Genomic DNA, 24,962 nt, shown 5'->3' with positions numbered 1-24,962 from the left:
AAAGAAGTTTGTGAAGTCAATGTTTTTTAGATAAATCGCGGAATTTATTATTGTATAGCACAATATGTTCTATAGTGAGTTATAATTAATTGAGAATCATTATAAATACATATTGTTTAATAATAACGTTTAGAATAAAAAAACACTTAAATGTGAAACATCACACGTTTAAAGTGTTTAAGTGTTAGCTATTGGAAAAAGGATGGTTAAAACAAACCAGTTATCTTGATGTGTGATTGAAAGAGTTCCTTGATATTTTGTAACAATATAGGAAATACTCTTTAAGCCATAACCATGTTTTTCAGTATTTTTTTTAGTTGTGACTGGTAATCCGTCATTAAAGTTTAAAGTTGTTTCAGAATAATTTTTTAATTGAAACAAAACAAATTGATTTTTTTTTACGACTTGTAATTGAATTAAACGTTTTTCAGGTTCTTTTTGTAACATGACCGATTCAATTGCATTATCTAAACTATTACCTATTAAACTAGATAAGTCCATGACTTCAATGAAATCTAAAAGTTTTCCGTCAGCAAGGCTAGTTAGGGTGATTTTGTTTTGCATACAGAACATATTTTTTCGCGTTAGAATAGTATCCATAATGGCATTACCTGTTTTGATTGGTGACTGATAAAGCCTGATATCTTTTTTTAATTGTTCAATATAATCTTTTTGCTTTTCACTGTCGACTTCCATTTGAATAATATCAATTTGATGTTTTAGATCATGAAATTTTTGGTGAATAAGCTGATTACTTTCGCGGTAAGATTCGTATTGTTCATATTGAGATTGTAAAACGTGATTGATGGCCTTTAATTCATCGCGCAAATAGACTTCTGAGCGGGTATTTTCTTGAATAAAAAGAATCAATAAACCAGCTAGGTTAATTAAGGCACGGAAGGTAAAGATAGTAAAACCATCACCTAACGGATAGTTAGTTTGTGATAACAAAAAGCCTAAATTACTAACTGAAAAAATGATCAATGCTGTGAGCAATGAGATAAAAATATCTCGATGACGTAAATCTTTGAGAATAAACTCAAGTGTATGTTTACGGTTAAAGAGAATGTAAATCCCGATAAACAAAAGATATAAACCTAACATGGTTAGTGATTGAATAATCAAATTATCCAGAAAACGTGGCAAGATAAAGAAACTATAAATTTGCCAAGCTAATGAAGCAATTAATTCGGCAAAAATAAATGATTTACAAACTAAATAGGTATTACTGAGAAAACCATGTTTTGTGCAGACAATTAAGGTTAGATACATCCAGCCAAAATTGACAAGCATCCCAAGAATCCATAAAGTTAAAGGCCACGAATCTACCCACAATTGTAAGAGTAATTGACCAATCCCCATTAAGGGGAGTGTCAAAAAAACAATTTTTTTGCGCATGGTTTTTGTAGTTTGAAAAATTATGATGGCACAACTTAACCATTCAGCTAATGCAGTAAGAGATCTTGGAATATCTGGTAAATGTTCCATAATCATTACTCTACACCTCTGCTCCTATGTATTGTGTTAAAGCTTCCATGAAAGATTTTTTTCGGGGACGACTAATTTGAAGTAGATAGTTACCAACCGTTGCAATGTTTTTGTCAACGGACTGAACATGTTTCAGGTTAACCAAATAGCAATTATTACACCTGAAAAAATGATCTTCTTTTAGGTCTTGTTCAAACTTCTTCATCGTATCAAGAACTGTGAGTTTATCGTTCAAAGTATATAAATGAAGGTAGTGTCCTTCGCTTTCGATATAAATGAGTTCATCCAAGCGGATTTTGCGGATACCATTATTTGTTTTTAAGCTTAAAAATTTTTGGTTATCATTTAAAAGCTTTGGCATGATGCGTTTAAAATGTTCCGTAAAGTTAAAATAAGTGACCGGTTTTAATAAGAAATCACTGGCATTAACGGAATAACCCTCAATAGCCCATTGAACGTAATTTGTAATAAAAACAATTAAAACATTTGCATCAACCGCTCTAATTTTTTTGGCGGCAGTCATGCCATCCATTATTGGCATCTCAACGTCAAAATATATAATATCAAAATCCCCTGCATATTGATCAACGATTTCTATGCCATCGCCAAAAAAGGTGAGCGACAAAACAATGTTTTCTTCTGTTTCGAATTGTTGAAAACACTTCTTGATTCGTTCACGTTCTTTTGCTTGATCTTCGACAATTGCGATCTTCATCTGAATAATTCCTCCCATTACTGTTTTAGGCACCCATCAATTTATCATACTGTTTTAAAAAAATAAAGTCTTAACTTTTTACAGGTTATGAATAAAAAACTTCAAGATATGAATAAATGATATTATACCGCTTACATTAATGATAACCTAAAATTAACAAAAAAGAGAGTAGAGGATGTCCATGCTAAAAAATAAAGCAATCATTGAAAAAATGACGTTGAAGCAAAAAGTTTCAATGTTATCAGGAAAAAACACATGGGAATCATATGATGTACCTAATTTGCTGCCATCTTTATTTTTATCTGATGGTCCACACGGTATTCGTAAACAACTCGGTGCGTCAGATCATTTGGGGTTGAATGAAAGTCAAAAAGCAACTTGTTTTCCAACAGCGGCAACACTGGCCAATAGTTGGGACGAAGCCTTATTAACTGAAGTTGGGCGGTGTTTAGGTAAAGAAGCCAGTGCATTAAACGTTCAAGTTCTCTTAGGACCAGGATTAAATATTAAACGTCATCCAAGATGTGGTCGAAACTTTGAATACTACAGTGAAGACCCATTTCTTTCTGGAAAATTAGCGGCAGCTAGTATTCGTGGTATTCAAGAAAATGGAACGATTGCTTGTCCGAAGCATTTTGCTGTTAACAGTCAGGAGTATCGTCGTATGACTTCTGATTCAATCGTCGACGAACGAACACTACGTGAAATTTATACAACAGGCTTTGAAATTGCAGTTAAAGAAGCGGAACCTTTATCTATTATGTCATCATATAATTTAATAAATGGTGTTTACGCAAATGAAAATTCATTTTTATTAAGAGACATGCTTCGCCATGAATGGAATTTTGAAGGCTTTGTGGTATCAGACTGGGGTGGCGATAACGATCATGTCCAAGGTGTGATAAACGGTAGCCATCTAGCAATGCCTTCACCAGGCGTGAATGGTCCGATTGAATTAATGGAAGCTATTCAAACGGGAGTGTTATCAGAAGAAATATTAGATGAACGCGTCGATGAATTAATTTCGGTAGTTTTAAAATCTACAGCAATGAATCCAGACCGCGAGCAGAATTTTGATCAAGAAGCGCATCATGATGTTGCTAGAGAAGCAGCTAAAAAGAGTATTGTCTTGTTAAAAAATGAGAACCACGTTTTACCAATAAAACAAAAGACAAAAGTGGGTATCATTGGTGAATTTGCAAAACAACCACGTTATCAAGGCGCGGGCTCATCTGTCGTGAATCCTACTAAACTAGAAAATATTTTAGACCAATCGGTAGTTGAATGTTTTGACTATATTGGTTATGCGGAAGGTTATAAACGTGGTGCAGCTACAGATCATGAACTTGTTGCCGAAGCAAAAAAATTAGCAGAGCGATGTGAAACAGTGATTGTCTTTGCGGGATTAGATGAAAGTTTTGAGAGCGAAGGCATGGACCGAGCATCTCTAAAAATGCCACAAAATCAAATTTTCCTAATTGAAACTTTGGCTGAATTAGATGTGAATGTAGTGGTTAGTTTAGCAGTAGGATCAGTTATCGCAATGCCGTGGGAAAACAAAGTGGATGCAATAGTTCATGGCTATCTATCTGGTCAAGCAGGTGCGAGTGCAATGCTTGAGGTTTTGACAGGTGCTTATAATCCTAGCGGTAAGTTAACTGAAACTTATCCAATGAGTGAAGAAGATATTCTCTTTAATGAAGAATACCCAGCTAAGGAAACTTATGCTTACTATAAAGAAGGTTTATTCGTTGGTTATCGTTATTATGACTCTGCCGAAAAGCAAGTTCGTTTTCCATTTGGTTTTGGCTTAAGTTATACAACCTTTAGTTACGAAAATATAGAAGTTTCAGCAACGCAGGTATCATTTGATTTGAAGAATACAGGTCAAGTTGCAGGTGAAGAAATTGTTCAACTATACGTGTCGAAAGAAAATAGTGCGATTATTCGACCTGCACAAGAATTGAAAGGTTTTGCTAAAGTGAAACTTGAGCCAGGTGAATCCCAAACAGTTTCCCTATCTCTTGATGAAATGACCTTCCGGTACTTTGATACACATACTAAGTCATGGCAAGTAGAACAAGGAACATATCAAATTAAAATCGGGTCGCATTCACGTGCTATTTGTTTGAGCCAAACTATCGAAATAGAGGGAACTAGTATTGATATTATTGAAGATCAAACACAACTTCCTTCATATTATAATGCAGATTTTAACGCGTTTTCAATTTCTGAATTTGAACGCCTTTATGGTGCAGTAGTTCCTGTTGAATCGACAGCTGAAAGACGAGAATTACATCGCAACAGCGTTATTTCTGAAATGAAGTATGCAAATAGCTTTTTAAGCCGTCAAGTTTATAAAATAATCAACCGCATGTTAGAAAAAAGTCAACAAAAAGGTAAACCAGATCTTAATTTACTTTTTATTTACAACATGCCATTTAGGGCAATTGCAAAAATGACAAATGGTATGGTGAGCTTACAAATGGTCGATGATATTGTCTTTATCACAAATGGTCATTTTTGGCGAGGGTTAGGCCGCTTAATTCGTGATTTTTTTAAAAACAAAAAAATAAGTAAACAGTGGTTAACTGATTAGGAGAGAAGAATATGGCAGAACAAAAAACAGGTTTGGTTAGTAAAATTAAAGGCTTCAAAGCCAGCCATCCTGATTTATATGAATTTATTATGTTTAACATTATGAGTAATGTCGCAACGGTTACAAATTTTGTGGTGCTTTGGTTTGGAACTGGTTTTATTTTTAAAAGTTTGAGTAATCTTGATTTTCAGTGGTTCATTTTTAAATATAGCCCTTCTGAAGGTGGCTTAGGTGGCTTTTTAAGTTTCTTATTGGCCTATATCTGTGCCCAAATTGTTAACTTTATCGTCCAACGTAAAATTGTTTTTTCAGCAACAGTTGATATTAAAAAAGTATTACCTTGGTATATTGCGACAGTTACGGTTGCCGGTTTAATTTCAGTTTGGTTACCACCGTATACAATTGCATTATTAAAACCATATGTCGGAGCTTTCGCAGCAACGATTGCTAACGTGATTAATATTATCGTCCAAGTCGTAATAAATTATCCAATGATGAAATATAAAATCATGAAAAAAGAAGATTAAGTGGTGTTTGATTTGTCTCTTTTGTTTGTGAAAAATGAAAAAGACAAATCATGCATTAAAAACTACAGCTTATGAATTATTTATAGGAAAACGTTATCAATTCCTTTAAGCTTTCTTTAGGAGGACTTAGGGGACTCAAAAATAAATAAAAAGCAGAAGGGAAAATTTTATCATGAAGAAGTATCGTAAACTATTAATACCGGTGGCAATTATTGCTGCTATTGCTGGAGCAATTGCGTTTGCCTTATTTAAGTTGAGCCAAGATGAAGTACTAAATATGGCAGATGTGTATGCAACAATAAAAACAGTTTCAGTTTATTTTATTCCATCATTAGTGATTGTGGTTGCGTTTATTGCAGCGCTTATTATTTTTAGAAATAAAAGTAAACGCTTTAAGTTTTGGTTGAAATGGGAATCAGTAATTGCTTTACTTGTTAGTATTTTAATTTCAACAAATGTGGTGCTGTTTGGCCCAATGTCAAGTATCTTAAATTTAAATTATGCCAAAATTAATGATGTTAAGGAAAGTACTTACAAAAAGAATCAAGATTTAACTGAAACGATTGCAAACGAAGGAACAGTGCTTCTAAAAAACGAAGATCAAATGTTACCGTTGCAAGATAAAGGTCAAAAATTGAATGTCTTTGGTTGGGGCGCAACAAATCCTGTCTACGGTGGTACTGGTTCAGGTAATGTTGATACATCTAACGCCGTTGATATTGAAAAAAGTTTAAAAAATGCTGACTTTGAATTAAATGAAAAATTATTAGATTTTTACCGTGATTACCGTGAAGATCGTCCAGTTGTTGGGATGTGGGAACAAGATTGGACACTTCCAGAACCAGGTGCTAAAGATTATAAACAATCTTTAATTGATGATGCTAAGAAATTCTCTGATACAGCTATGATTACGATTACACGTGTTGGTGGAGAAGGTGCTGATTTACCTGTTGATATGAAAGGTAAAGATATTCAATATAATGGTCGTAAAGACGATTTTGAAAAAGGAGAGCATTTCTTAGAATTATCCAAATCCGAAAAAGAAATGGTGGACCTAGTTACAAGTAACTTCAAAAACGTTATTGTTTTAGTAAATGCTTCAAATGCAATGGAGTTAGGTTGGATTAACGATTATGATAATATCAAGAGTGCAATCTGGATGCCAGGTGCTGGAGCAACTGGATTCAACGCTTTAGGTAAAGTTCTAAGTGGTGAAGTAAATCCTTCTGGCCGTACGGTTGATACATTTGTTTATGACTTAACTAAAACACCTACATGGAATAACTTTGGTGACTTTAGTTATGAAAATAGTGATTACAAACTAATTAACTATGTAGAAGGTATTTATGTTGGTTATAAATACTATGAAACGAAATACGAAAACAAAGATGAAGAGTACCGTAAAGAAGTTCAATATCCATTTGGATATGGTTTAAGCTATACAACTTTTGATCAATCAATGAGTAAAATCACACAAAAAGGTGATAAATTATCATTTGATGTGACAGTAAAAAATAATGGTAAAACTTCAGGTAAAGAAGTTGTTCAAATTTACAACAATCCTCCATATACAAATGGTGGTTTAGAAAAAGCAGCAACTAACTTAGTTGATTTTGCAAAAACAAAAGAATTAAAACCAGGTGAAAGCCAAACAATTCCATTTGAAATTTCGCAAGAGGAATTAGCTTCATTTGATACTTATCATTCAGGTGCGTATGTCCTTGAAAAAGGTCAATACAACTTACAATTAAAATCAAACTCACACGATACACTTGCTTCAGAAGCATATGAAGTGAAAGAGACAATTGTATATAATGAAGATAACAAACGTTCAAGTGACGAAAAAGCAGCAACAGTTAAATTTAAAGATTTTGTTGAAGGTGAAGTGACTTACTTAAGTCGTAAAGATAATTTTGCGAATTACGATGAAGTAACAAAATCACCAGTTAAACGTGAATTAACAGATTTAGAAAAAGATGGCCTAACAAACGTTAAGACATACAAACTAGAAAATGATGATAAAGATAAAATGCCAATAACTGGTGCAAAAAATGGTTTAGTCTTAAACGACCTTAAAGGTTTAGAATATGATGACAAGAAATGGGATCAATTACTAGACCAATTAAGTGTTAAAGATATGACAAAACTAATTGCTAATGGTGGTTACCAAACATTACCAGTTAAGTCAGTTGGAAAAGTTCAAACATATGATTTCGATGGTCCTGCTGGAATTTCAAGTTTCTTTGTTAAGAATAGTAATGGGACAGCATTCCCAACAGCAACGATGATTGCTACAACATGGAACAAAGAATTAGCAGAAGCTCGTGGTCATGGTGTGGGTGAAGAAGCCTCTCAAATGGGCATTAGCGGTTGGTATGGTCCAGCTATGAATATTCACCGTAATGCTTTCGCTGGTCGTAACTTTGAGTACTATTCTGAAGATGGCGTTGTCTCAGGTGCAATGGCAGCAGCAGAAATTAAAGGTGCGATGGATAAAGGCGTTTATACATACATGAAACACTTTGCATTAAATGATCAAGAAACAAATCGTACGGATTTACTCTTAACATGGTCAACAGAACAAGCTGTGCGTGAAATTTATTTAAAACCATTTGAAGACGCAGTTAAAAAAGGTGGCGCAACAGCAGCAATGTCAGCCTTTAACTATATTGGTAATGAGTGGGCTGGTGGTAGTGCAACATTATTAAATGATGTTCTTCGTGGCGAATGGGGCTTCCGTGGTTTCGTTTTAACTGACTACTTTGGTGGTTATAAATACATGGATGCTGATAAAGCAATTCGTAATGGTAATGATGCAATGCTTTCAACAAATGGTGAGATGGGTGCCACTTTAGATGACACAACAAGTGCAACAAGTGTTAAAGCAATGCGTACTGCAACTCACAATATTCTTTATACAGTTGCTAACAGCCGTGCTTACGAAAAAGATGTGAAGAAAACACCTTTAATGGCATGGGAAAAAACAACTTATACAGTAAATATAATCGTTATAGTTGCCTTAGCATCATTACAAATATTAGCAATTGCAATTTATCGTAAAAAAACAAAATTAAATCGTCTTTAATTTAAATTTAAGTTTGAAATAGGAAAATACTGATCCTATTTCAAACTTTTTTTATTTTTTAAAGCTTGATGTAGCAATCAACTGATGAACTTTTTTTGAGATTGTGTCGTATCTTCACAAAGAATAACCTTGACTTTAAAATTAAAACGGTTACAATTTTAACTATACCAAATAAATATTTATATCAAGGAGGTCTTTATTGATGGAGTTTATCGAGTTAGACAATAAATACGAATTATATATTAATGGTGAATGGACAAGTGGAAAAGGAACAAATACCTTAGAAAGTTATGCACCAAGTAATAACCAAAAATTAGCAGAATTTGTTGATGCGGTTGATGAAGATGTCGATGACGCAGTAAGGGCAGCACAAGACGCGTTACCTCAATGGAAGAAAATGTCAATTGTTGATCGTAGCAATTTATTATTAAAAATCGCAGATGTGATTGATGAAAATATGGAACACTTAGCAATGGTTGAATCAATGGATAATGGTAAACCAATCCGTGAAACAATGGCGATTGATGTACCACTTTGTGCCGATCATTTCCGCTATTTTGCTGGTGTTATCCGTAGTGAAGAAGGATCAGCACAAGCCTTTGATGAAAATACTTTAAGTATTGTGATTCATGAACCAATCGGTGTAATTGGTCAAATTATTCCATGGAACTTCCCAATTCTGATGGCAGCGTGGAAATTAGCGCCAGCTTTAGCAGCAGGCAATACAATTGTCATTCACCCATCATCTTCAACTTCATTAAGTTTATTAGAAATGACAAAATTAATTGGTCCAATGTTACCGAAAGGCGTTTTAAACGTGATCACTGGTAAAGGATCTAAATCAGGCGAATACATGTTACATCACGAAGGCTTCAATAAATTGGCCTTTACAGGTTCAACTGAAATTGGTCATAATGTGGCAATGGCAGCAGCTGATCGCTTAATTCCAGCCACATTAGAACTTGGCGGAAAATCAGCAAATATCTTCTTTGATGATATGCCATTTGATAAAGCTGTCGAGGGTGCTCAATTAGGTATCTTATTTAACCAAGGCCAAGTGTGTTGTGCAGGCTCACGTATTTTTGTCCAAGAAGGTATTTATGACAAGTTTGTCGGCGCATTGAAAGAAAAATTTGAAGCAGTTGTTGTGGGTGAATCATGGAAAAATGATACTCAAATGGGTGCCCAAGTTAACCAAGGTCAAGTTGACAAAATTTTAGCTGCTGTTGAAATTGGCCGTAAAGAAGGCGCAACAATTTTAACTGGTGGTAAAAAAATTGAAGGTGCGCTTGCTGATGGCTGTTATGTTGCCCCAACATTGTTAACAGATGTTACGAATGATATGACTGTTGCTCAAGAAGAAATCTTTGGACCAGTCGCAGTTGTCATTAAATTTAAAACAATAGATGAAGTCATCCAACTTGCAAATGATTCTGATTACGGTCTTGGTGGTGGTGTGTGGACTAAAAACTTAAACACAGCCTTAAAAGTAAGTCGCGGAATTGAAACAGGAAGAGTATGGGTTAATACCTATAATCAAATTCCAGCTGGCTCACCATTTGGTGGTTACAAAAAATCTGGTATCGGCCGTGAAACACATAAAGAAATCTTAGGTGCTTATACACAGACTAAAAACATCTATATTGATACAAACGAAGGTGGATTTGGCTTGTATTAAAAGGTTTAAATAAAATTTCTGAAAAAATACATGAAAATTGTGATTTCGCTAGCAAACTAACCAAGAATCTGTTAAAATAAGCTTGTTAGTTAGTAGCTTAACAAATTGATATCCAAAATTTAGGAGGAACTTAATTATGGCATTAGTATCAGCAACAGAAATGTTGAAAAAAGCTAGAGAAGGTAAATACGCAGTAGGAGCTTTCAACACAAACAACTTAGAATGGACAAAAGCTATTCTACAAGGAGCTCAAGAAGCAAATGCTCCAGTAATGATCCAAACATCTATGGGAGCTGCCAAATATATGGGCGGTTACAAAGTATGTTACGAAATCGTTAAAAACTTAATCGATTCAATGGGAATTACTGTTCCTGTAGCTCTACATTTAGATCACGGTGAATATGCAGATGCATTAGAATGTATCGAAACTGGTTATACTTCTGTAATGTTCGACGGTTCTCACTTACCATTCGACGAAAACTTAGAAAAAGCTAAAGAAGTTGTTGCGAAAGCACATGCTAAAGGCGTTTCAGTTGAGTGTGAAGTTGGTAGTATTGGTGGAGAAGAAGACGGCGTTATCGGTTCTGGTGAATTAGCAGATCCAGCTGAATGTAAAGCTATGTCAGATACTGGTATTGATTTCTTAGCAGCTGGTATTGGTAACATTCACGGTTCTTACCCAGAAAACTGGACTGGCCTAAGTTTTGAAACTTTAGGCGCAATTGCTGATGTAACTGATGGTAAACCATTAGTATTACATGGTGGTTCTGGTATTCCTTTAGACCAAGTTCAAAAAGCAATCTCATTAGGTGTTTCTAAAATTAATGTAAACACTGAATGTCAAGAAGTATTTGCAGCTGCTACACGTAAATATATCGAAGAAGGCAAAGACTTAGAAGGAAAAGGATTTGACCCTCGTAAAATTTTAGCACCTGGTACTCAAGCTGTTGTTGACCTAGTTAAACAACGTATTGAGTGGTTTGGTTCTACAAACAAAGCTTAATTAAACTCCTGATTAAAGAAAGGGATAAGTGCAAATGCACTTATTCCTTTTTTTATTACCTGATATAGTACGCTTTCCCTTTTTTTATCGTACATTGTATGCTAGAATTATACTGATATAAAAAAATATAAAACTAATGTAGCTGCTTGATTTTTTAAGCAGCTTTTTTCAAGCGTAAAGTGAGGATATTAAATTAAAATGAAACGAATGATAATTAATGGCGGTAAGAAACTAACAGGAGAAGTAACGATTAGTGGTGCAAAGAATAGTGCTGTTGCTTTAATTCCAGCTGCAATTTTGGCGGATTCGCCAGTGACTTTGGAAGGTGTTCCTGATATTCAAGATGTTCATTCTTTAAAAGAAATTCTAGAAATGATGGGTGTTAAAGTCACCTTTAAAGACAATGTCATGGTAATTGATCCTCGTGAAATGGTATCAATTCCAATGCCAAGTGGAAAAATTAATAGTTTAAGAGCATCGTACTATTTTATGGGTGCCTTATTATCGAAATTTGGTGAGGGTGTAGTTGGATTGCCTGGTGGTTGTTATTTAGGTCCACGTCCAATTGATTTACATATTAAAGGTTTCGAATCCCTAGGTGCGAGCGTGACAACTGAACATGGTGCGACATATTTACGTACAAAAGAAGAAGGTTTGCATGGTACGCGTATCTTTATGGATATGGTGTCAATTGGTGCGACGATTAATGTCATGTTAGCAGCAGTTAAAGCTAAGGGACGTACTGTGATTGAAAATGCGGCACGTGAACCTGAAATCATTGATGTGGCAACATTATTAAATAATATGGGTGCCAAGGTTCGAGGTGCAGGTACTAATGAAATTAGAATTGATGGTGTTGAAGAATTACATGGTTGTCGCCATGCGATGATTCCGGACCGAATTGAAGCAGGTACGTATTTATCATTAGCTGCAGCATATGGTGAAGGCGTAAAAGTTAAAAATGTCATTTATGAACATCTTGAAAGTTTCTTATCGAAATTAGAAGAGATGGGTGTTAATATGATCATTGAAGAAGACACGATTACAGTTCATCCTAGTCCAGAACTAAAACCGACAAATGTAACAACAGTTCCATATCCGGGTTTTGCAACGGACTTACAACAACCGATGACGCCATTACTATTATGTGCTTCAGGTAAAAGTATGGTGATTGATACGATTTATGAAAAACGTATTAATCATATTCCAGAACTTGTTAGAATGGGTGCTGATGCTAGTGTTGAAGGCAATATGATTATTTTAAATGGTTCGAAAGATTTAAAATTAGAAGGTGGTGAAGTAACAGCGAGTGACTTGCGCGCAGGCGCTTGTTTAGTGATTGCTGGAATCATGGCTAATGGTACGACTAAAATTTCAAATGTGGGTAATATTTTACGAGGCTATGATCATATTATTGATAAATTAACAGCTCTTGGAGCTGATGTAGCAATGGAAGAAAATTAAGATAAAGAGGGCTAAAGATGAGCGATTATTTAACAATGGGTGAATTAAAAAATAAAACATTAAAAGATATCTATGCTTATGCCAAAACATTTAAAATTCCCTATTATAGTCAAATGAATAAAAAAGAGTTATCCTTAGCCGTTATTCGTGCACAAGCTGAAAAACAAGGCTTTTACATGATGGAAGGCGTCTTGGATATCGTCTCTCAAGAAGGCTATGGTTTTTTACGTCCAATTAACTATATGTCGAGTAAAGAAGATATCTATATTTCATCTTCGCAAATTCGTCGCTTTGGACTACGAAATGGTGATAAAGTTTCTGGTAAAGCTAGACCTCCAAAAGAAACAGAACGTTATTATGGCTTGATGCACGTAGAGTCTGTTAATGGGAAAAACCCTGAGGAAGCCAAAGAACGCCCTCATTTCCCTGCGTTGACAGCTCTTTATCCTGATGAGGCGATTCAATTAGAAACAGTCAAAAACCGTTTAGCAACTCGTATGATGGATATTGTTGCGCCAGTTGGGTTTGGTCAACGTGGTTTAATTGTCGCACCACCTAAAGCAGGTAAAACAAGCGTCATTAAAGAAATCGCAAATGGGATTAGTGAAAACTATCCTGATGTTGAATTAATTGTGTTGTTAATCGATGAACGTCCTGAAGAGGTAACAGATATTGAAAGAAGTGTTAAAGGTGAAGTGGTTTCATCAACTTTTGATCAATTACCAGAAAATCATACGCGAGTGTCCGAACTTGTTTTAGAACGCGCTTTACGTTTGGTTGAAGATAAACGTGATGTTGTGATTTTAATGGATAGTATTACGCGTCTTGCGCGTGCTTATAACTTAGTGATTCCGCCAAGTGGTCGAACACTAAGTGGTGGGATTGATCCGGCTGCATTCTATAAACCTAAACGTTTCTTCGGTGCGGCTCGAAATATTGAAGAGGGGGGTAGCTTAACGATTTTAGCTACGGCCTTAATTGATACTGGTAGCCGGATGGATGACGTGATTTATGAAGAATTTAAAGGAACCGGAAATATGGAATTACATCTTTCGAGAGAGCTATCAGAAAGACGTGTCTTCCCTGCAATTGATATTAAACGTTCAGGTACGAGACGAGAAGATCTTTTAATGAAAGCTGATCAATTAGATGAGATTTGGAAAATCCGCAAAAATATGCGTGGTGACGCAATTGAAACGACTAATCAATTGTTAAAATTCTTGAAGAAAACAAAAACAAATGCTGATTTTTTCAAAGCGTTTAAAGATGTATCTTTTTCTAAAAAATGAATTGCTAAGTGATACAATTCATGATAAGATGTAAAGTGTTAAAATTAAACTCTGATTCAGCAAATGATTCAGGGCAAAGGAGAGAAAATAATGAAACAAGGAATTCATCCAGAGTACCATCCAACAGTGTTTATGGACTCAACAACAGGTTTTAAATTTTTATCAGGATCAACTAAAAATTCTGAAGAAACAGTAGAATGGGAAGACGGAAATACATATCCATTAATTCGTGTGGAAATTTCTTCTGACTCACATCCTTTCTATACTGGACGTCAAAAATTCACTCAAGCAGACGGACGTGTGGATCGTTTCAACAAAAAATACGGTTTCAAAGACACAAACGCTGCAAAATAATGAATGTTTCATGGCTTCTCTATTTCAAGAGGAGCCTTTTTTATTTAAAATAAATTTCAAAAAATGAAGGGATGATTAATATGCGAGTATTGCAACAAGAAATCATTAAGGCACTTGGCGTTAATTCAACCATTGATCCGGCGACAGAGCTTCGCGCAAGAATCGATTTTTTAAAAGAATATATTCAAACCTATCCATTTATAAAAACATTAGTTTTAGGTATTAGCGGTGGCCAGGATTCTACATTGGCTGGAAAGATTTCTCAGCTTGCAATTAAAGAATTAAGAATGGAACTTAACGACAATGAGTATCAGTTTGTCGCAATTCGTTTACCATATGGCAAGCAAAATGATGAAGACGACGCGTTAAAAGCTTTGGACTTTATTCAACCAGATCAATCATTAGTCATCAATGTCAAAACGACTGTTGATGCACTTGTATCTGAAATAAAAACATCAAGTTCAATGCTGATTTCAGACTTTAACAAAGGCAATATTAAAGCACGCGCTAGAATGATAGCTCAGTATGCAATTGCTGGCGAGATGAATGGTGCTGTCATAGGAACGGATCATGCTGCTGAAAGTGTCACTGGTTTTTATACCAAATTTGGAGATGGAGCTGCTGATATTTTGCCACTGTCAGGTTTAACGAAACGTCAAGGACGTTCAATTTTGAGCTATTTAGAAGCGGATCCTTCGTTATATTTAAAAGTGCCAACAGCAGATTTAGAAGAAAATCGTCCGATGATTTCAGATGAGAGTGCCTTAGGCGTTTCTTATGAAGCAATTGACAATTATTTAGAAGGCTTAGAGGTTGATGAAAAAGATGCTCAAACGATTGAATCGTGGTACCAAAAATCAGAACATAAGCGTCACTTGCCAATTACTGTTGCAAGCACCTTTTGGAAAAAACAAGAAAGTTAATTGAGCAGATGAGACAAAGTAAACACTTATTAAAAGCACAAAAAATACGCCGTCCAAAACTCAAATTTGTTTTGGGTGTCTGTTTCACGATGGTGATTGTATTTTTGACGCATGTCCATTTTCAACTTAGTCAAAATGGTTATTCTTTTTCATTGGTCTATAAATTTATAACAAGCTGGCATACAGAAAAATTCTTACTTGGAACTTTTGTATTATTGTTAATAGATTTATTATTGATTACCTTTTCAGGTTCGTTTCTTTATGGCAATTTAGTCTATTTGATTGTGATGACCGTTGCCCCAATTGTCAACTTCTATAAAATGAAATATCGCATGGAGCCTCTATATCCAGAAGACGTCAAAATGATTTTCGAATTTAGTATGTTCAAGGATATTGTAGGGTTACCATTAATGATCGTTATTATTATTATCAGTTTAAGTCTAGTTGGTTTGCTAGGGTATTCATTCTATCGAACACGAAAGCAAAATCGTATTATGCTAGTTGTTAGAGCAAGTTTTGCTGTATTATCACTGATAAGCTTACTCTATGTTGGTCAATTTAATCGCCCAAATAATCAATTTAAAAAAGCTTATAGTAGAACTGCCTTATGGATACCATATAGCCAAAAAATGAATTATTATAATGTCGGTTTCGTCGGTGGCTTTCTCTATAATTTAGCAGTTGACCCGATGGAGCGACCGGAGGGATATACAAATAAAAAGGTTGATACAATTGTCGATAAGTACAACTCGTTAGCAATGGAAAAAAATAAGAAGAAGAACCTAGATGAAAAACCACATATTATTTACGTGATGTCAGAAAGTTTTTCTGATCCAAATCGGTTAAAAGGGGTAAAAGTTAGTCCGGACCCGTTAAAAGCATATCGCGAAGTGGCAAAAAGAAGCCAGGTCAGTGGTCAAATGCTTTCACAAGGTTACGGTGGTGGCACGGCCAATATCGAATTTGAAGCACTTACTGGTTTTTCAATGGCGGAACTAAAACCACAATTAAATACACCTTATACCATGTTGCTACCGAAGAAAGAAAAATTTCCTTCAATTGTTTCAAACCTAAATAAACAAGGATATAAAACAACGGCTATTCATCCGTATAACACATCGATGTATAAAAGAAATCAAGTTTACGATGTCTTAGGCTTTAATCAATTTATTTCCGAAAAAGAGATGAAACACCAGAAAAAAATTGAAAATAATGATTATATTTCTGATGAATCAGCATTTGAAGAAATTTTAATGTTGTTAAACAAAACGAAAGAGCCGCAATTTATTCATTTAGTCACAATGCAAACGCATATGCCATATAATCAAAAATATCAAGATCCTGATTTTGAATCTGACCTAGGCGATTATACGGATAGCTTAAACAACTATGCTCAAGATTTGAGTTATACCTCAAAATCATTAGCTCGCTTTATTAAAAAGTTAGAAAAAAAGGACAGACCTGTGAGCTTAGTTTTTTGGGGTGATCATCTACCGTCGTTTTATCCGGAGCAGGTTGAAAAAAGTAATAATGAAGAAACGTTGCGTCAATCAGAATATTTTATTATGAATACCAAAGAACTAGCATTAACCCAACATCAGTTAATGAGTCCGTTCTATTTTCAAGCACAATTGACCCATCAAAATGGTGTAAAAGCAACAGGTTTTACTGAACTATTGTTGGATTTACAATCTGTTTTACCAGCGTTTGAAAAGGGATTATATTATCAAAATCATGAATGGCATCAGACTGTTTCTTTGAATAAGAAAGAACAAGAAATATATGAAGCCTACCAAGTGATTCAATATGATCAAGTTGCAGGAAAAGGACGAAGCTATCCGATGTTTGAGTGAAAGAAGGACGTTTATGAGTTTTAAAAGTAAAGAGAATCAAAAATTCTATAATCCGATTCGCCGCGCAATTCTTAATTATGATATGATCCAACCAAATGAAAAAATTGCGGTTGGCATGAGCGGAGGGAAAGATAGTACATTTCTTTTTGAAATGTTGGATACAATTGCCAAACAGGAACGACTGGGTTTTTCTTTTGAAGTTGTCCCGATTTCATTAGATATGGGCTTTGACATGGACTTGAAACCAATGCAAGAATTTGTTGCCTCGAAAGGCTATGAGCTTGATGTTGTACCAACAAAAATTGCTGAAATTGTCTTCGATATTAAGGAAGAAAAAAATCCTTGCTCACTGTGTGCGAAATTACGTCGCGGTATTCTTTATAAGCGCAGTCAAGAATTAGGGTGCTCAAAAGTTGCATTAGGACATCACTTAGATGATGCAGTGGAAACCTATTTTATGAATTTTCTTTTTCATGGTGTGATGGAGAGTTTTGAACCGAAAACCTATTTATCTAATACTGATATTCACTTAATTCGTCCCTTAATCTATTTAGAAGAAAAAGAAATTATTCACTTTGTAGAACACTATGATTTGCCTGTCATTTTTAATCCTTGTCCCGTTGATAAGAAAACGAAGCGCGAAGAAATGAAATATTTTGTTGAGAAAATGGGCCAAGATTATCCTTTAATCAAACACCGTTTTATTCAAGCAATGGAACATCCAAAAGAAAATGACTGGTTTACCCAATTTAATCCAGATATATAAAAAAATACTCTTTCACTACCATAACTTGGCGAGTGAAAGAGTATTTTTTTATTAGTCTTCATAAGGAAGAAGTTCAACTGTTTTGGTTGCAACCTTATCAATAAAGTGTTGATCATGTTCAACGAAAAGTAGGGTAGGTTGATCATTTAAAACTGTGGTAATGATTTGCTCATGATTGTAATGGTCCAAATAATTTAAAGGTTCGTCCCATAGATAAAATTGACTGGGCGTGATTAAAGATTTAGTCACTTCCACTTTCTTTTGTTGCCCCATGCTCATTGTTTCAATTTTTTGGGCGAAAACTTCACGATCAATACCGAGTTTCCTTAAGTTATTTAAGCAGTCTTCAAGGATAAGTTTGTGTAGTTCGCAAAATTCTTGCAGTGTTCCTTTATTTAATAATTCGAATTTTTGATTTAGGTAACTCCAATTTTCTTTAGCATAAACAGTTAGTTTACCTTGACTAGTGCCTTCAAATTCTTGTTTAAGAGCAGCAATCAGTGTCGATTTACCGACACCATTTTCACCAATAATCGCAATCCGATCGCCGCGGTTAATCGTTAATGAAATGGGTTTGAAAAGAGGGATATCATCATAGCATAAGGTAAAGTTTTCTAAGGTTAGAATTAATTTGTGATTATCTTCTTCGACATTCATTTTTAACGGACTAATCACTTCTTTATTTTTAAGTAGGCCTTCTTTTTCAGTGATTTGTTGTGACATGCGTTCGTTTAATTGTTTTGATTTTTTCATCACACGAGCTGCACGGGCGCCAATGAAGCCAGTATCTCCAATGGCACCACTATTTTTAACACGAGGGTCACCATATTTATCCTTCTCACGATTCCCAGCCCATTCGCCTTTTTTTCGCGCTGTTTCTTTCAGCCGGCCAATCTCTTTTTTGAGTTTTTCGTTTTCCATCTCTTCAGTAATATCTTCAACTTCTTTTTGTTCAAGGAAGGTGGTGTAGTTTCCTTGGTAAAGTACGATTTTACTTTTATCTAGTGCCAGAATATGATCTACCGTTTGGTCAATAAAATCTTGATCGTGACTGACAACGATAAAACCTTGTTTTTTATCTTTTAAGTAAGCAGCAACTTGCTTACGTCCCTTGGCATCAAGATGATTGGTAGGCTCATCGATTAATGGAAAACAATCAGGGTCGGCAAATAGTAATGCAAGTAAAACTTTCGTTTGTTCGCCGCCGGATAAAGTACTGAATGGACGCCACAAGCAGTCAAGTGATGTTCCTAGCTGCGTCAATTCTTTTTCAACTTGCCATTGTTCTACAGTGGTTAATTCATCAATTAAAAGATAAGTTAAAGTTTCAGGGTCTTTCACTTCTTGAGGGAAGTATGCAAAAGGTAATTGTTGGTCAATTTTACCAGTAAAATCATATTTTTTCTGTAAAAGTGAAAGGAATGTTGTTTTACCACGTCCGTTTCGACCAATTAATCCCAATTTCCATGATGATTCTAGATTCAATGTAACATCTTCAAATAAATTTTGTGCTGCGCCATCATAGGCAAAAGTTAGATTTTCAATTTTTATAATACTCATATAGCATCCGCCGCCTTTTCTGTAATTAGTGTGCTTAAATACAAAAAACGACCAATCTTTTGACAGAATTGGTCGTGGGTAGATAAAGTATACCTAAATAAGCTTATCAGGTAGGATCCCATTTTGTGTTAACCAATTCTAAAATATGCAAAATAAGCCTCTGGCCGAGTCTTAGTATTAAAGCATAATTTTATGTGTGAATTGGTTAGATTTTCAATGGATGATCCCTCGCTTTCGTTATTAAAGCCACTTTAACATGACAATAAGAAAGTGTCAATTTGAAAAGTTGTTAAATTTTAATTAAACCATTTTTTTCATTCTGTTAACGAACACATAACTTTTTTGTAAGTTCTGTAAATACAGTGGATTAAAAATCAAGATTTAAAATGCATTTTTACTTCTCTTAAGATAAACAGGAAAACAGATTGCTTTGTTTTCACAATAATTGTAAAGTGTCTCAAAATGTGGTATACTGTGAAAGTATTAGATAACCGGAAAAGAGTGAGCGTGTAACGCTCACTCTTTTTGATGAATGAACAAGAATATAAAGAGGAGGCGAAAACGCTTGGCAAGTGTAGTTGACGTTGTTTCAGATTTAGTTCAACCGATTATGGAACACAATTCATTTGAGTTAGTAGATATCGAATATGTTAAAGAAGGAAAAAATTGGTTTTTGAGGGTTTTTATTGATAAAGAGGGTGGCATTGATATCAATGAATGTGCCTTAGTAAGCGAACAGTTAGGTGAAAAATTAGATACAATCGATCCTGACCCGATTCCTCATCCTTATTTTTTAGAAGTTTCTTCTCCAGGGGCAGAGCGTCCATTAAAAAAAGAAACTGATTATGAAAAAGCGATTGGTGAATATATCAATGTGTCTCTTTATCAAACTGTTGAAGGTGAAAAACAGTTTCAAGGTTATTTAAAAGAACTAACACCTGATCAATTGACCTTAACAGTTACTGTTAAGACAAGAGAAAAAGAAATGACATTTGATCGTAAAAATATCGCAAAAGCTCGTCTAGCAATTAAATTTTAACTGGAGGTTAAGAAGGAACGATGAACAAAGATATGTTAGGTGCATTAGACGCCTTAGAAAAAGAAAAAGGTATCTCAAAAGATATCGTAATTGAAGCATTGGATGCAGCACTTGTTTCTGCTTATAAAAGACATTATGGTCAAGCTCAAAATGTTGAAATCAAATTTGACGAGAAAAAAGGCGATGTTCACATTTACTCTATTAAAGAAGTAACTGAAGAAGTCATGGACTCTCAACTTGAAGTCAGCTTAAAAGAAGCATTAACAATTAACCCAGCTTACGAAATTGGCGATACAATTCGCTTTGAAGTGACACCGAAAGACTTTGGACGTATTGCAGCTCAAACAGCAAAACAAGTTATTTTACAACGTGTTCGTGAAGCAGAACGCTCAATCATTTATAACGAATTTAGTGCCTATGAAAATGATATTATGCAAGGGATTGTTGAAAGACAAGACCGTCGTTATATTTATGTGAATTTAGGGAAAATTGAAGCTGTCTTATCTAAACAAGATCAAATTCCTAACGAAGTGTATCAACCACACGATCGTATCAAAGTGTACATCTATAAAGTTGAAAATACTTCAAAAGGACCTCAAGTTTATGTAAGCCGTAGTCATCCGGATTTACTGAAACGTTTATTCGAACAAGAAATTCCTGAAGTTTATAATGGTGAAGTTGAGATTGTCAGTATCGCTCGTGAAGCAGGCGATCGTGCTAAGGTTGCTGTTAAAGCTGAGAATCCAGATATTGATCCAGTTGGAACATGTGTTGGACCAAAAGGACAACGTGTTCAAGCGATTGTGAATGAACTTAAAGGCGAAAACATGGATATTGTTGAATGGAATGAAGATCCAGCGGTCTTTATTGCTAATGCATTAAATCCAGCTCAAGTCGTTGATGTTATGTTCGATGAACACCAAAGAGCATGTACTGTTATTGTGCCAGATTTCCAATTATCATTAGCAATTGGTAAACGTGGACAAAACGCTCGTTTAGCCGCTCGTTTAACAAACTTTAAAATTGATATCAAACCTGAATCTGAATTGGATGAAGTAATCGCACAACGCGAAGCAGAAAAACTTGAAAGAGAAGCTAAGGTAGCTGAAACAGAAGCTGAAATTAAAGCTACTGAATCAGCAATGGCTTCAGAGTTATCTGATATTGAAATGCCAGATTTTAACGCTGATGTGGAAGAAACAATTGAAGAAGTTGTGACTGAATCAGAAGTAACTGAAGAAGCATCAGAACAATCTGAAGAGTAATGTACTGGGAGGCGAAATAGATGAAAGCAAGAAAAATTCCAATGAGAAAATGTGTGGTCTTAAATGAAATGAAACCAAAGAAGGATATGATTCGTATCGTTCGTTCGAAAGAAGGGGAAGTTTCGATTGATCCGACTGGTAAACTACCAGGACGTGGTGCCTATTTATCTATGGAGCCTGACGTTGTGACTAAAAGTCAGGAAAAAGAAATTTTGGACCGTGTGTTAGGATCAAAATTAACACCTGAATTTTATGAAGAGCTTTTAAAATATGTTACCCATCAAAAAGCAAGAAAAGAGCTATTTGCAAATGACTAATGAGAAAAAAATATTAAATCTTCTTGGTCTTGCAACACGAGCTGGAAAATTAATTTCGGGTGAAGAAACAACATTAAAAGCCGTTCGTCAAGGTGAATTAGATTTAGTGATTATTGCAAATGATTTAAGCGATAGTACGATTAAAAAAATGACAGATAAATGTAAAACTTATGAGGTGCCTCTGGTAATTTTTTCTTCAAAAGTAGGCTTAAGTCAAGCGATTGGAAAAAGTCGTGGGATTTTAGGCGTGAAGGATAGAGGCTTTTCTCGAAAGATGTGTGAACTAATGGAAGAATAAATAGAGAATAGGATGGTGATTGCGTGAGTAAAAAACGTGTATACGAATTGGCTAAAGAGTTAGAAGTTTCAAGTAAACAATTAGTCGAAAAAGCTCATTCAATAGGATTAGATATTAAAAACCATATGAGTAGCATTTCCTCTAACGAAGAAGCAAAAATTCGTCAACAAATTGAAAAAAAGGTGGCAGCTATCAAAACTGACGCACCTAAAAAACAAACAAGCAATACTACGAAGCAGGGTCATTCTAGCCAAAAATCAGAAAATAATAAAAAAAGTAAGGATGTTCATGTGAATAATCAGAACCAAGGGAATCGTCCGTCAAACCAAGTAAAACCAAATCAAGGTGCGGGAAAATCTCAACAACAAGCAAAATCAAACCAAAATACAACAAATAGTCAAAAAACTAATACGAATGCTAACCAAAATAAAGGTGGCAATTCAAACCAACAACAAAACAACCGTGGCGGCAATAAAAACCGTCCTCAAAATAACAATAATAAATTTAATCGTCGTAACAACCGTAATAATAAAGGACGTAAAGGTAAATACCAAACATCTAATAAACCGGCTGTGCCACCACGTAAATTTAAAGAGTTGCCTGAAGTTTTAGTCTATACTGAGGGAATGAACGTGGCTGATATTGCGAAAAAAATCTTCCGTGAACCGGCAGAAATTATTAAAAAATTATTTATGTTAGGTGTAATGGTTAACCAAAACCAAGCGCTTGATAAAGATACGATTGAAATTTTAGCTGCTGATTACGGTATTGAAGCACAAGAAAAAATTCAAGAAGATATTGCGGATATCGACAAATTCTTTGAAGTTGACGAAGATATTCCAGCAGATCAACTTGTAACTCGTCCACCAGTTGTGACAATCATGGGACACGTTGACCATGGTAAAACAACATTACTTGATACTTTAAGAGACGCGCGTGTCACTTTAGGTGAAGCGGGTGGAATTACGCAACATATTGGAGCGTACCAAATTGAAGTTCAAGGTAAAGAGATTACTTTCTTAGATACACCTGGGCATGCGGCCTTTACAAGTATGCGTGCGCGTGGAGCAAGTATCACTGACATTACAATTTTAGTTGTTGCAGCTGATGATGGTGTGATGCCACAAACAGTTGAAGCAATTAACCATGCGAAAGCTGCTGGTGTGCCAATTATTGTTGCAGTCAATAAGATTGACAAGCCAGCTGCCAATCCAGATCGCGTGATGCAAGAATTAAGTGAACATGGTTTAATTCCTGAAGATTGGGGTGGAGACACAATCTTCGTACCAATTTCAGCTAAATTTGGCGACAACATTGAAGAATTATTAGAAATGATTCTATTGGTTTCTGAAGTCGAAGACTTTAAAGCTAATCCAAACTCAAGAGCAATCGGTAGTGTTATTGAAGCTCGTTTAGATAAGAGTAAAGGACCTGTTGTTACATTACTTGTTCAACAAGGTACGCTTAAAGTTGGTGATCCAATTGTCGTGGGTAATACACACGGACGTGTTCGTGTGATGACAAATGATATTGGTCGTCGTGATAAAACTGCTGGCCCAGCAACTCCTGTTGAAATCACAGGTTTAAATGATGTCCCGCAAGCTGGCGACCGTTTTGTAACGTTTGATGATGAAAAAACAGCGCGTGCAGCTGGTGAAGAACGTGCGAAACGTGCTTTATTAGAACACCGTTCATCAAACAGTCGAGTAACCCTTGATAATTTATTTGAAAGCTTGAAAGATGGCGAAATTAAAGAAGTTAATGTCATTATTAAAGCTGACGTGCAAGGAACAGCTGAGGCTTTAGCAGCAAGTTTAAACAAAATTGATGTTGAAGGCGTACGTGTTAAGATTGTCCATTCAGCAGTTGGAGCAATTAACGAAAGTGATATTACCTTAGCGTCTGCAAGTAATGCAATCATCGTTGGTTTCAACGTTCGTCCGACACCTCAAGCTCGTATTCAAGCTGAGCAAGAAGAAGTTGATATTCGTTTACACCGAATTATTTATAAAGTTATTGAAGAAATCGAAACAGCTATGAACGGTATGTTAGATCCTGAATTTGAAGAAAAAATTACAGGTCAAATGCTTGTTCGTGAAACTTACAAAGTTTCTAAAGTTGGTACGATTGCCGGATGTTATGTAACAGAAGGTTACATTCGTCGTGATAGCGGTATTCGTTTAATTCGTGATGGTATTGTCATCCATGAAGGTGATTTAGCAAGCTTGAAACGCTTCAAAGACGATGCTAAAGAAGTTAAAATGGGATTTGAATGTGGTGTAACCATCGAAAATTATAATGATGTAAAAGTAGATGATGTCATCGAAGGCTTCATCATGCAAGAAGTTAAAAAATAGGAGGAAACAGTAATGGCAAACTATCGTAATCGTCGTGTCGCTCAAGAAGTGTTGCGTGAAGTTAACGACATTTTACAAAAAAAAGTTCGCGATCCTCGCATAGAAAACGTGACAATTACAGAAGTAAATGTGACGGGAGACTTACAACAAGCTACTATTTATTATAGTTCATTAGCAGAAAAAGCTTCTGAAAAAGAAAAAATTCAAAAAGGTTTAGAAAAAGCTACGGGCTTGATTCGTCGTGAATTAGGTCACCGTTTGCAAATTTATAAAACACCAGAATTGATTTTTGAAGTGGATGCGTCTGTCCAATATGGTAATCATATTGATGAATTAATTAATAAATTGAATCGACAAGACTAGATGATAACCCAAGTGAATC

20 protein-coding genes are annotated in these 24,962 nt (G+C 35.2%); 17 read left to right on the top strand and 3 right to left on the bottom strand.

Translation table 11 applies throughout. The features are described from left to right. Positions 1–177 precede the first annotated feature (177 nt). Together ESZ54_RS01390 and ESZ54_RS01385 are read right to left on the bottom strand one after the other, a co-directional pair. A complete protein-coding gene (locus ESZ54_RS01390; RefSeq protein ID WP_239433718.1) occupies positions 178–1,494 on the bottom strand; it encodes a sensor histidine kinase in 1,317 nt (438 codons plus the stop codon). A gap of 4 nt (positions 1,495–1,498) precedes the next feature. Continuing rightward, positions 1,499–2,203 carry a LytR/AlgR family response regulator transcription factor gene (locus ESZ54_RS01385; RefSeq protein WP_136135885.1) on the bottom strand — a complete coding sequence of 235 codons (705 nt, stop codon included), beginning with the start codon at positions 2,201–2,203 and terminating at the stop codon, positions 1,499–1,501. A 181-nt stretch (positions 2,204–2,384) separates the two neighbouring features. Between ESZ54_RS01385 and ESZ54_RS01380 the strand changes: the two genes are divergently transcribed. The 11 genes from ESZ54_RS01380 (at position 2,385) to ESZ54_RS01330 (ending at position 17,744) form a co-directional block, all read left to right on the top strand. After that, complete coding sequence (locus ESZ54_RS01380) at positions 2,385–4,802, top strand: beta-glucosidase (protein WP_136135884.1); 2,418 nt, start codon at positions 2,385–2,387, stop codon at positions 4,800–4,802. An 11-nt stretch (positions 4,803–4,813) separates the two neighbouring features. Then, positions 4,814–5,329, top strand: coding sequence for a GtrA family protein (locus ESZ54_RS01375; protein WP_136135883.1), 516 nt, complete (start codon positions 4,814–4,816; stop codon positions 5,327–5,329). Between the two features lie 172 nt (positions 5,330–5,501). Further along, entirely contained in the window at positions 5,502–8,414 is a 2,913-nt protein-coding gene (locus ESZ54_RS01370) for a beta-glucosidase (protein ID WP_136135882.1), read from the top strand. Positions 8,415–8,616: 202 nt separating this feature from the next. Beyond that, positions 8,617–10,092, top strand: a complete 1,476-nt coding sequence (locus ESZ54_RS01365) for an aldehyde dehydrogenase family protein (protein WP_136135881.1) — start codon at positions 8,617–8,619, stop codon at positions 10,090–10,092. A 136-nt stretch (positions 10,093–10,228) separates the two neighbouring features. After that, entirely contained in the window at positions 10,229–11,095 is an 867-nt protein-coding gene (locus ESZ54_RS01360) for a class II fructose-bisphosphate aldolase (RefSeq protein ID WP_136135880.1), read from the top strand. Positions 11,096–11,293: 198 nt separating this feature from the next. Further along, complete coding sequence (locus tag ESZ54_RS01355; RefSeq protein WP_136135879.1) at positions 11,294–12,559, top strand: UDP-N-acetylglucosamine 1-carboxyvinyltransferase; 1,266 nt, start codon at positions 11,294–11,296, stop codon at positions 12,557–12,559. A 17-nt stretch (positions 12,560–12,576) separates the two neighbouring features. Beyond that, on the top strand, positions 12,577–13,848 hold the full coding sequence (rho, locus tag ESZ54_RS01350) for a transcription termination factor Rho (RefSeq protein ID WP_136135878.1): 1,272 nt from the start codon (positions 12,577–12,579) through the stop codon (positions 13,846–13,848). Between the two features lie 90 nt (positions 13,849–13,938). Continuing rightward, positions 13,939–14,202 (top strand): type B 50S ribosomal protein L31, encoded by a 264-nt coding sequence (locus tag ESZ54_RS01345; protein WP_136135877.1) that lies wholly within the window; start codon positions 13,939–13,941, stop codon positions 14,200–14,202. Positions 14,203–14,282: 80 nt separating this feature from the next. Next, on the top strand, positions 14,283–15,125 hold the full coding sequence (nadE, locus tag ESZ54_RS01340; RefSeq protein ID WP_136135876.1) for an ammonia-dependent NAD(+) synthetase: 843 nt from the start codon (positions 14,283–14,285) through the stop codon (positions 15,123–15,125). 8 nt (positions 15,126–15,133) lie between these two features. Further along, a complete protein-coding gene (locus ESZ54_RS01335; RefSeq protein WP_136135875.1) occupies positions 15,134–16,978 on the top strand; it encodes an LTA synthase family protein in 1,845 nt (614 codons plus the stop codon). Positions 16,979–16,991: 13 nt separating this feature from the next. Beyond that, positions 16,992–17,744: a tRNA 2-thiocytidine biosynthesis TtcA family protein gene (locus tag ESZ54_RS01330; protein WP_136135874.1), complete on the top strand. Its 753-nt coding sequence runs from the start codon at positions 16,992–16,994 to the stop codon at positions 17,742–17,744. A 51-nt stretch (positions 17,745–17,795) separates the two neighbouring features. Here the strand turns inward: ESZ54_RS01330 and abc-f are convergent, their stop codons facing one another. After that, positions 17,796–19,304 carry a ribosomal protection-like ABC-F family protein gene (gene abc-f / locus ESZ54_RS01325; RefSeq protein ID WP_136135873.1) on the bottom strand — a complete coding sequence of 503 codons (1,509 nt, stop codon included), beginning with the start codon at positions 19,302–19,304 and terminating at the stop codon, positions 17,796–17,798. Between the two features lie 565 nt (positions 19,305–19,869). Here abc-f and rimP point away from each other — a divergent pair. Genes rimP through rbfA form a run of 6 tightly spaced genes read left to right on the top strand, consistent with a single transcriptional unit; the run spans position 19,870 to position 24,943 of the window. Beyond that, positions 19,870–20,343 carry a ribosome maturation factor RimP gene (rimP, locus tag ESZ54_RS01320; protein WP_136135872.1) on the top strand — a complete coding sequence of 158 codons (474 nt, stop codon included), beginning with the start codon at positions 19,870–19,872 and terminating at the stop codon, positions 20,341–20,343. A gap of 20 nt (positions 20,344–20,363) precedes the next feature. Continuing rightward, positions 20,364–21,608, top strand: coding sequence for a transcription termination factor NusA (gene nusA / locus ESZ54_RS01315; RefSeq protein ID WP_136135871.1), 1,245 nt, complete (start codon positions 20,364–20,366; stop codon positions 21,606–21,608). Positions 21,609–21,628: 20 nt separating this feature from the next. Further along, positions 21,629–21,925 carry an RNase P modulator RnpM gene (gene rnpM / locus ESZ54_RS01310; RefSeq protein ID WP_136135870.1) on the top strand — a complete coding sequence of 99 codons (297 nt, stop codon included), beginning with the start codon at positions 21,629–21,631 and terminating at the stop codon, positions 21,923–21,925. Next, on the top strand, positions 21,918–22,223 hold the full coding sequence (locus ESZ54_RS01305; RefSeq protein WP_136135869.1) for a YlxQ-related RNA-binding protein: 306 nt from the start codon (positions 21,918–21,920) through the stop codon (positions 22,221–22,223). Before rnpM ends, ESZ54_RS01305 begins: the two co-directional genes overlap by 8 nt. 23 nt (positions 22,224–22,246) lie before the next feature. Beyond that, positions 22,247–24,580, top strand: a complete 2,334-nt coding sequence (infB, locus tag ESZ54_RS01300; RefSeq protein ID WP_136135868.1) for a translation initiation factor IF-2 — start codon at positions 22,247–22,249, stop codon at positions 24,578–24,580. A 12-nt stretch (positions 24,581–24,592) separates the two neighbouring features. Continuing rightward, the gene (rbfA, locus tag ESZ54_RS01295) at positions 24,593–24,943 is read left to right on the top strand and encodes a 30S ribosome-binding factor RbfA (RefSeq protein WP_136135867.1); all 351 of its coding nucleotides are present in this window, start codon (positions 24,593–24,595) and stop codon (positions 24,941–24,943) included. Positions 24,944–24,962: the final 19 nt, after the last annotated feature.

Origin of the sequence: Vagococcus silagei (assembly GCF_004795745.1) — a bacterium.
GTDB classification, from domain to species: Bacteria; Bacillota; Bacilli; order Lactobacillales; family Vagococcaceae; genus Vagococcus; species Vagococcus silagei.
Note: the sequence above shows the minus strand (reverse complement) of the source record. Positions and strands in the feature narration are given on the sequence as shown.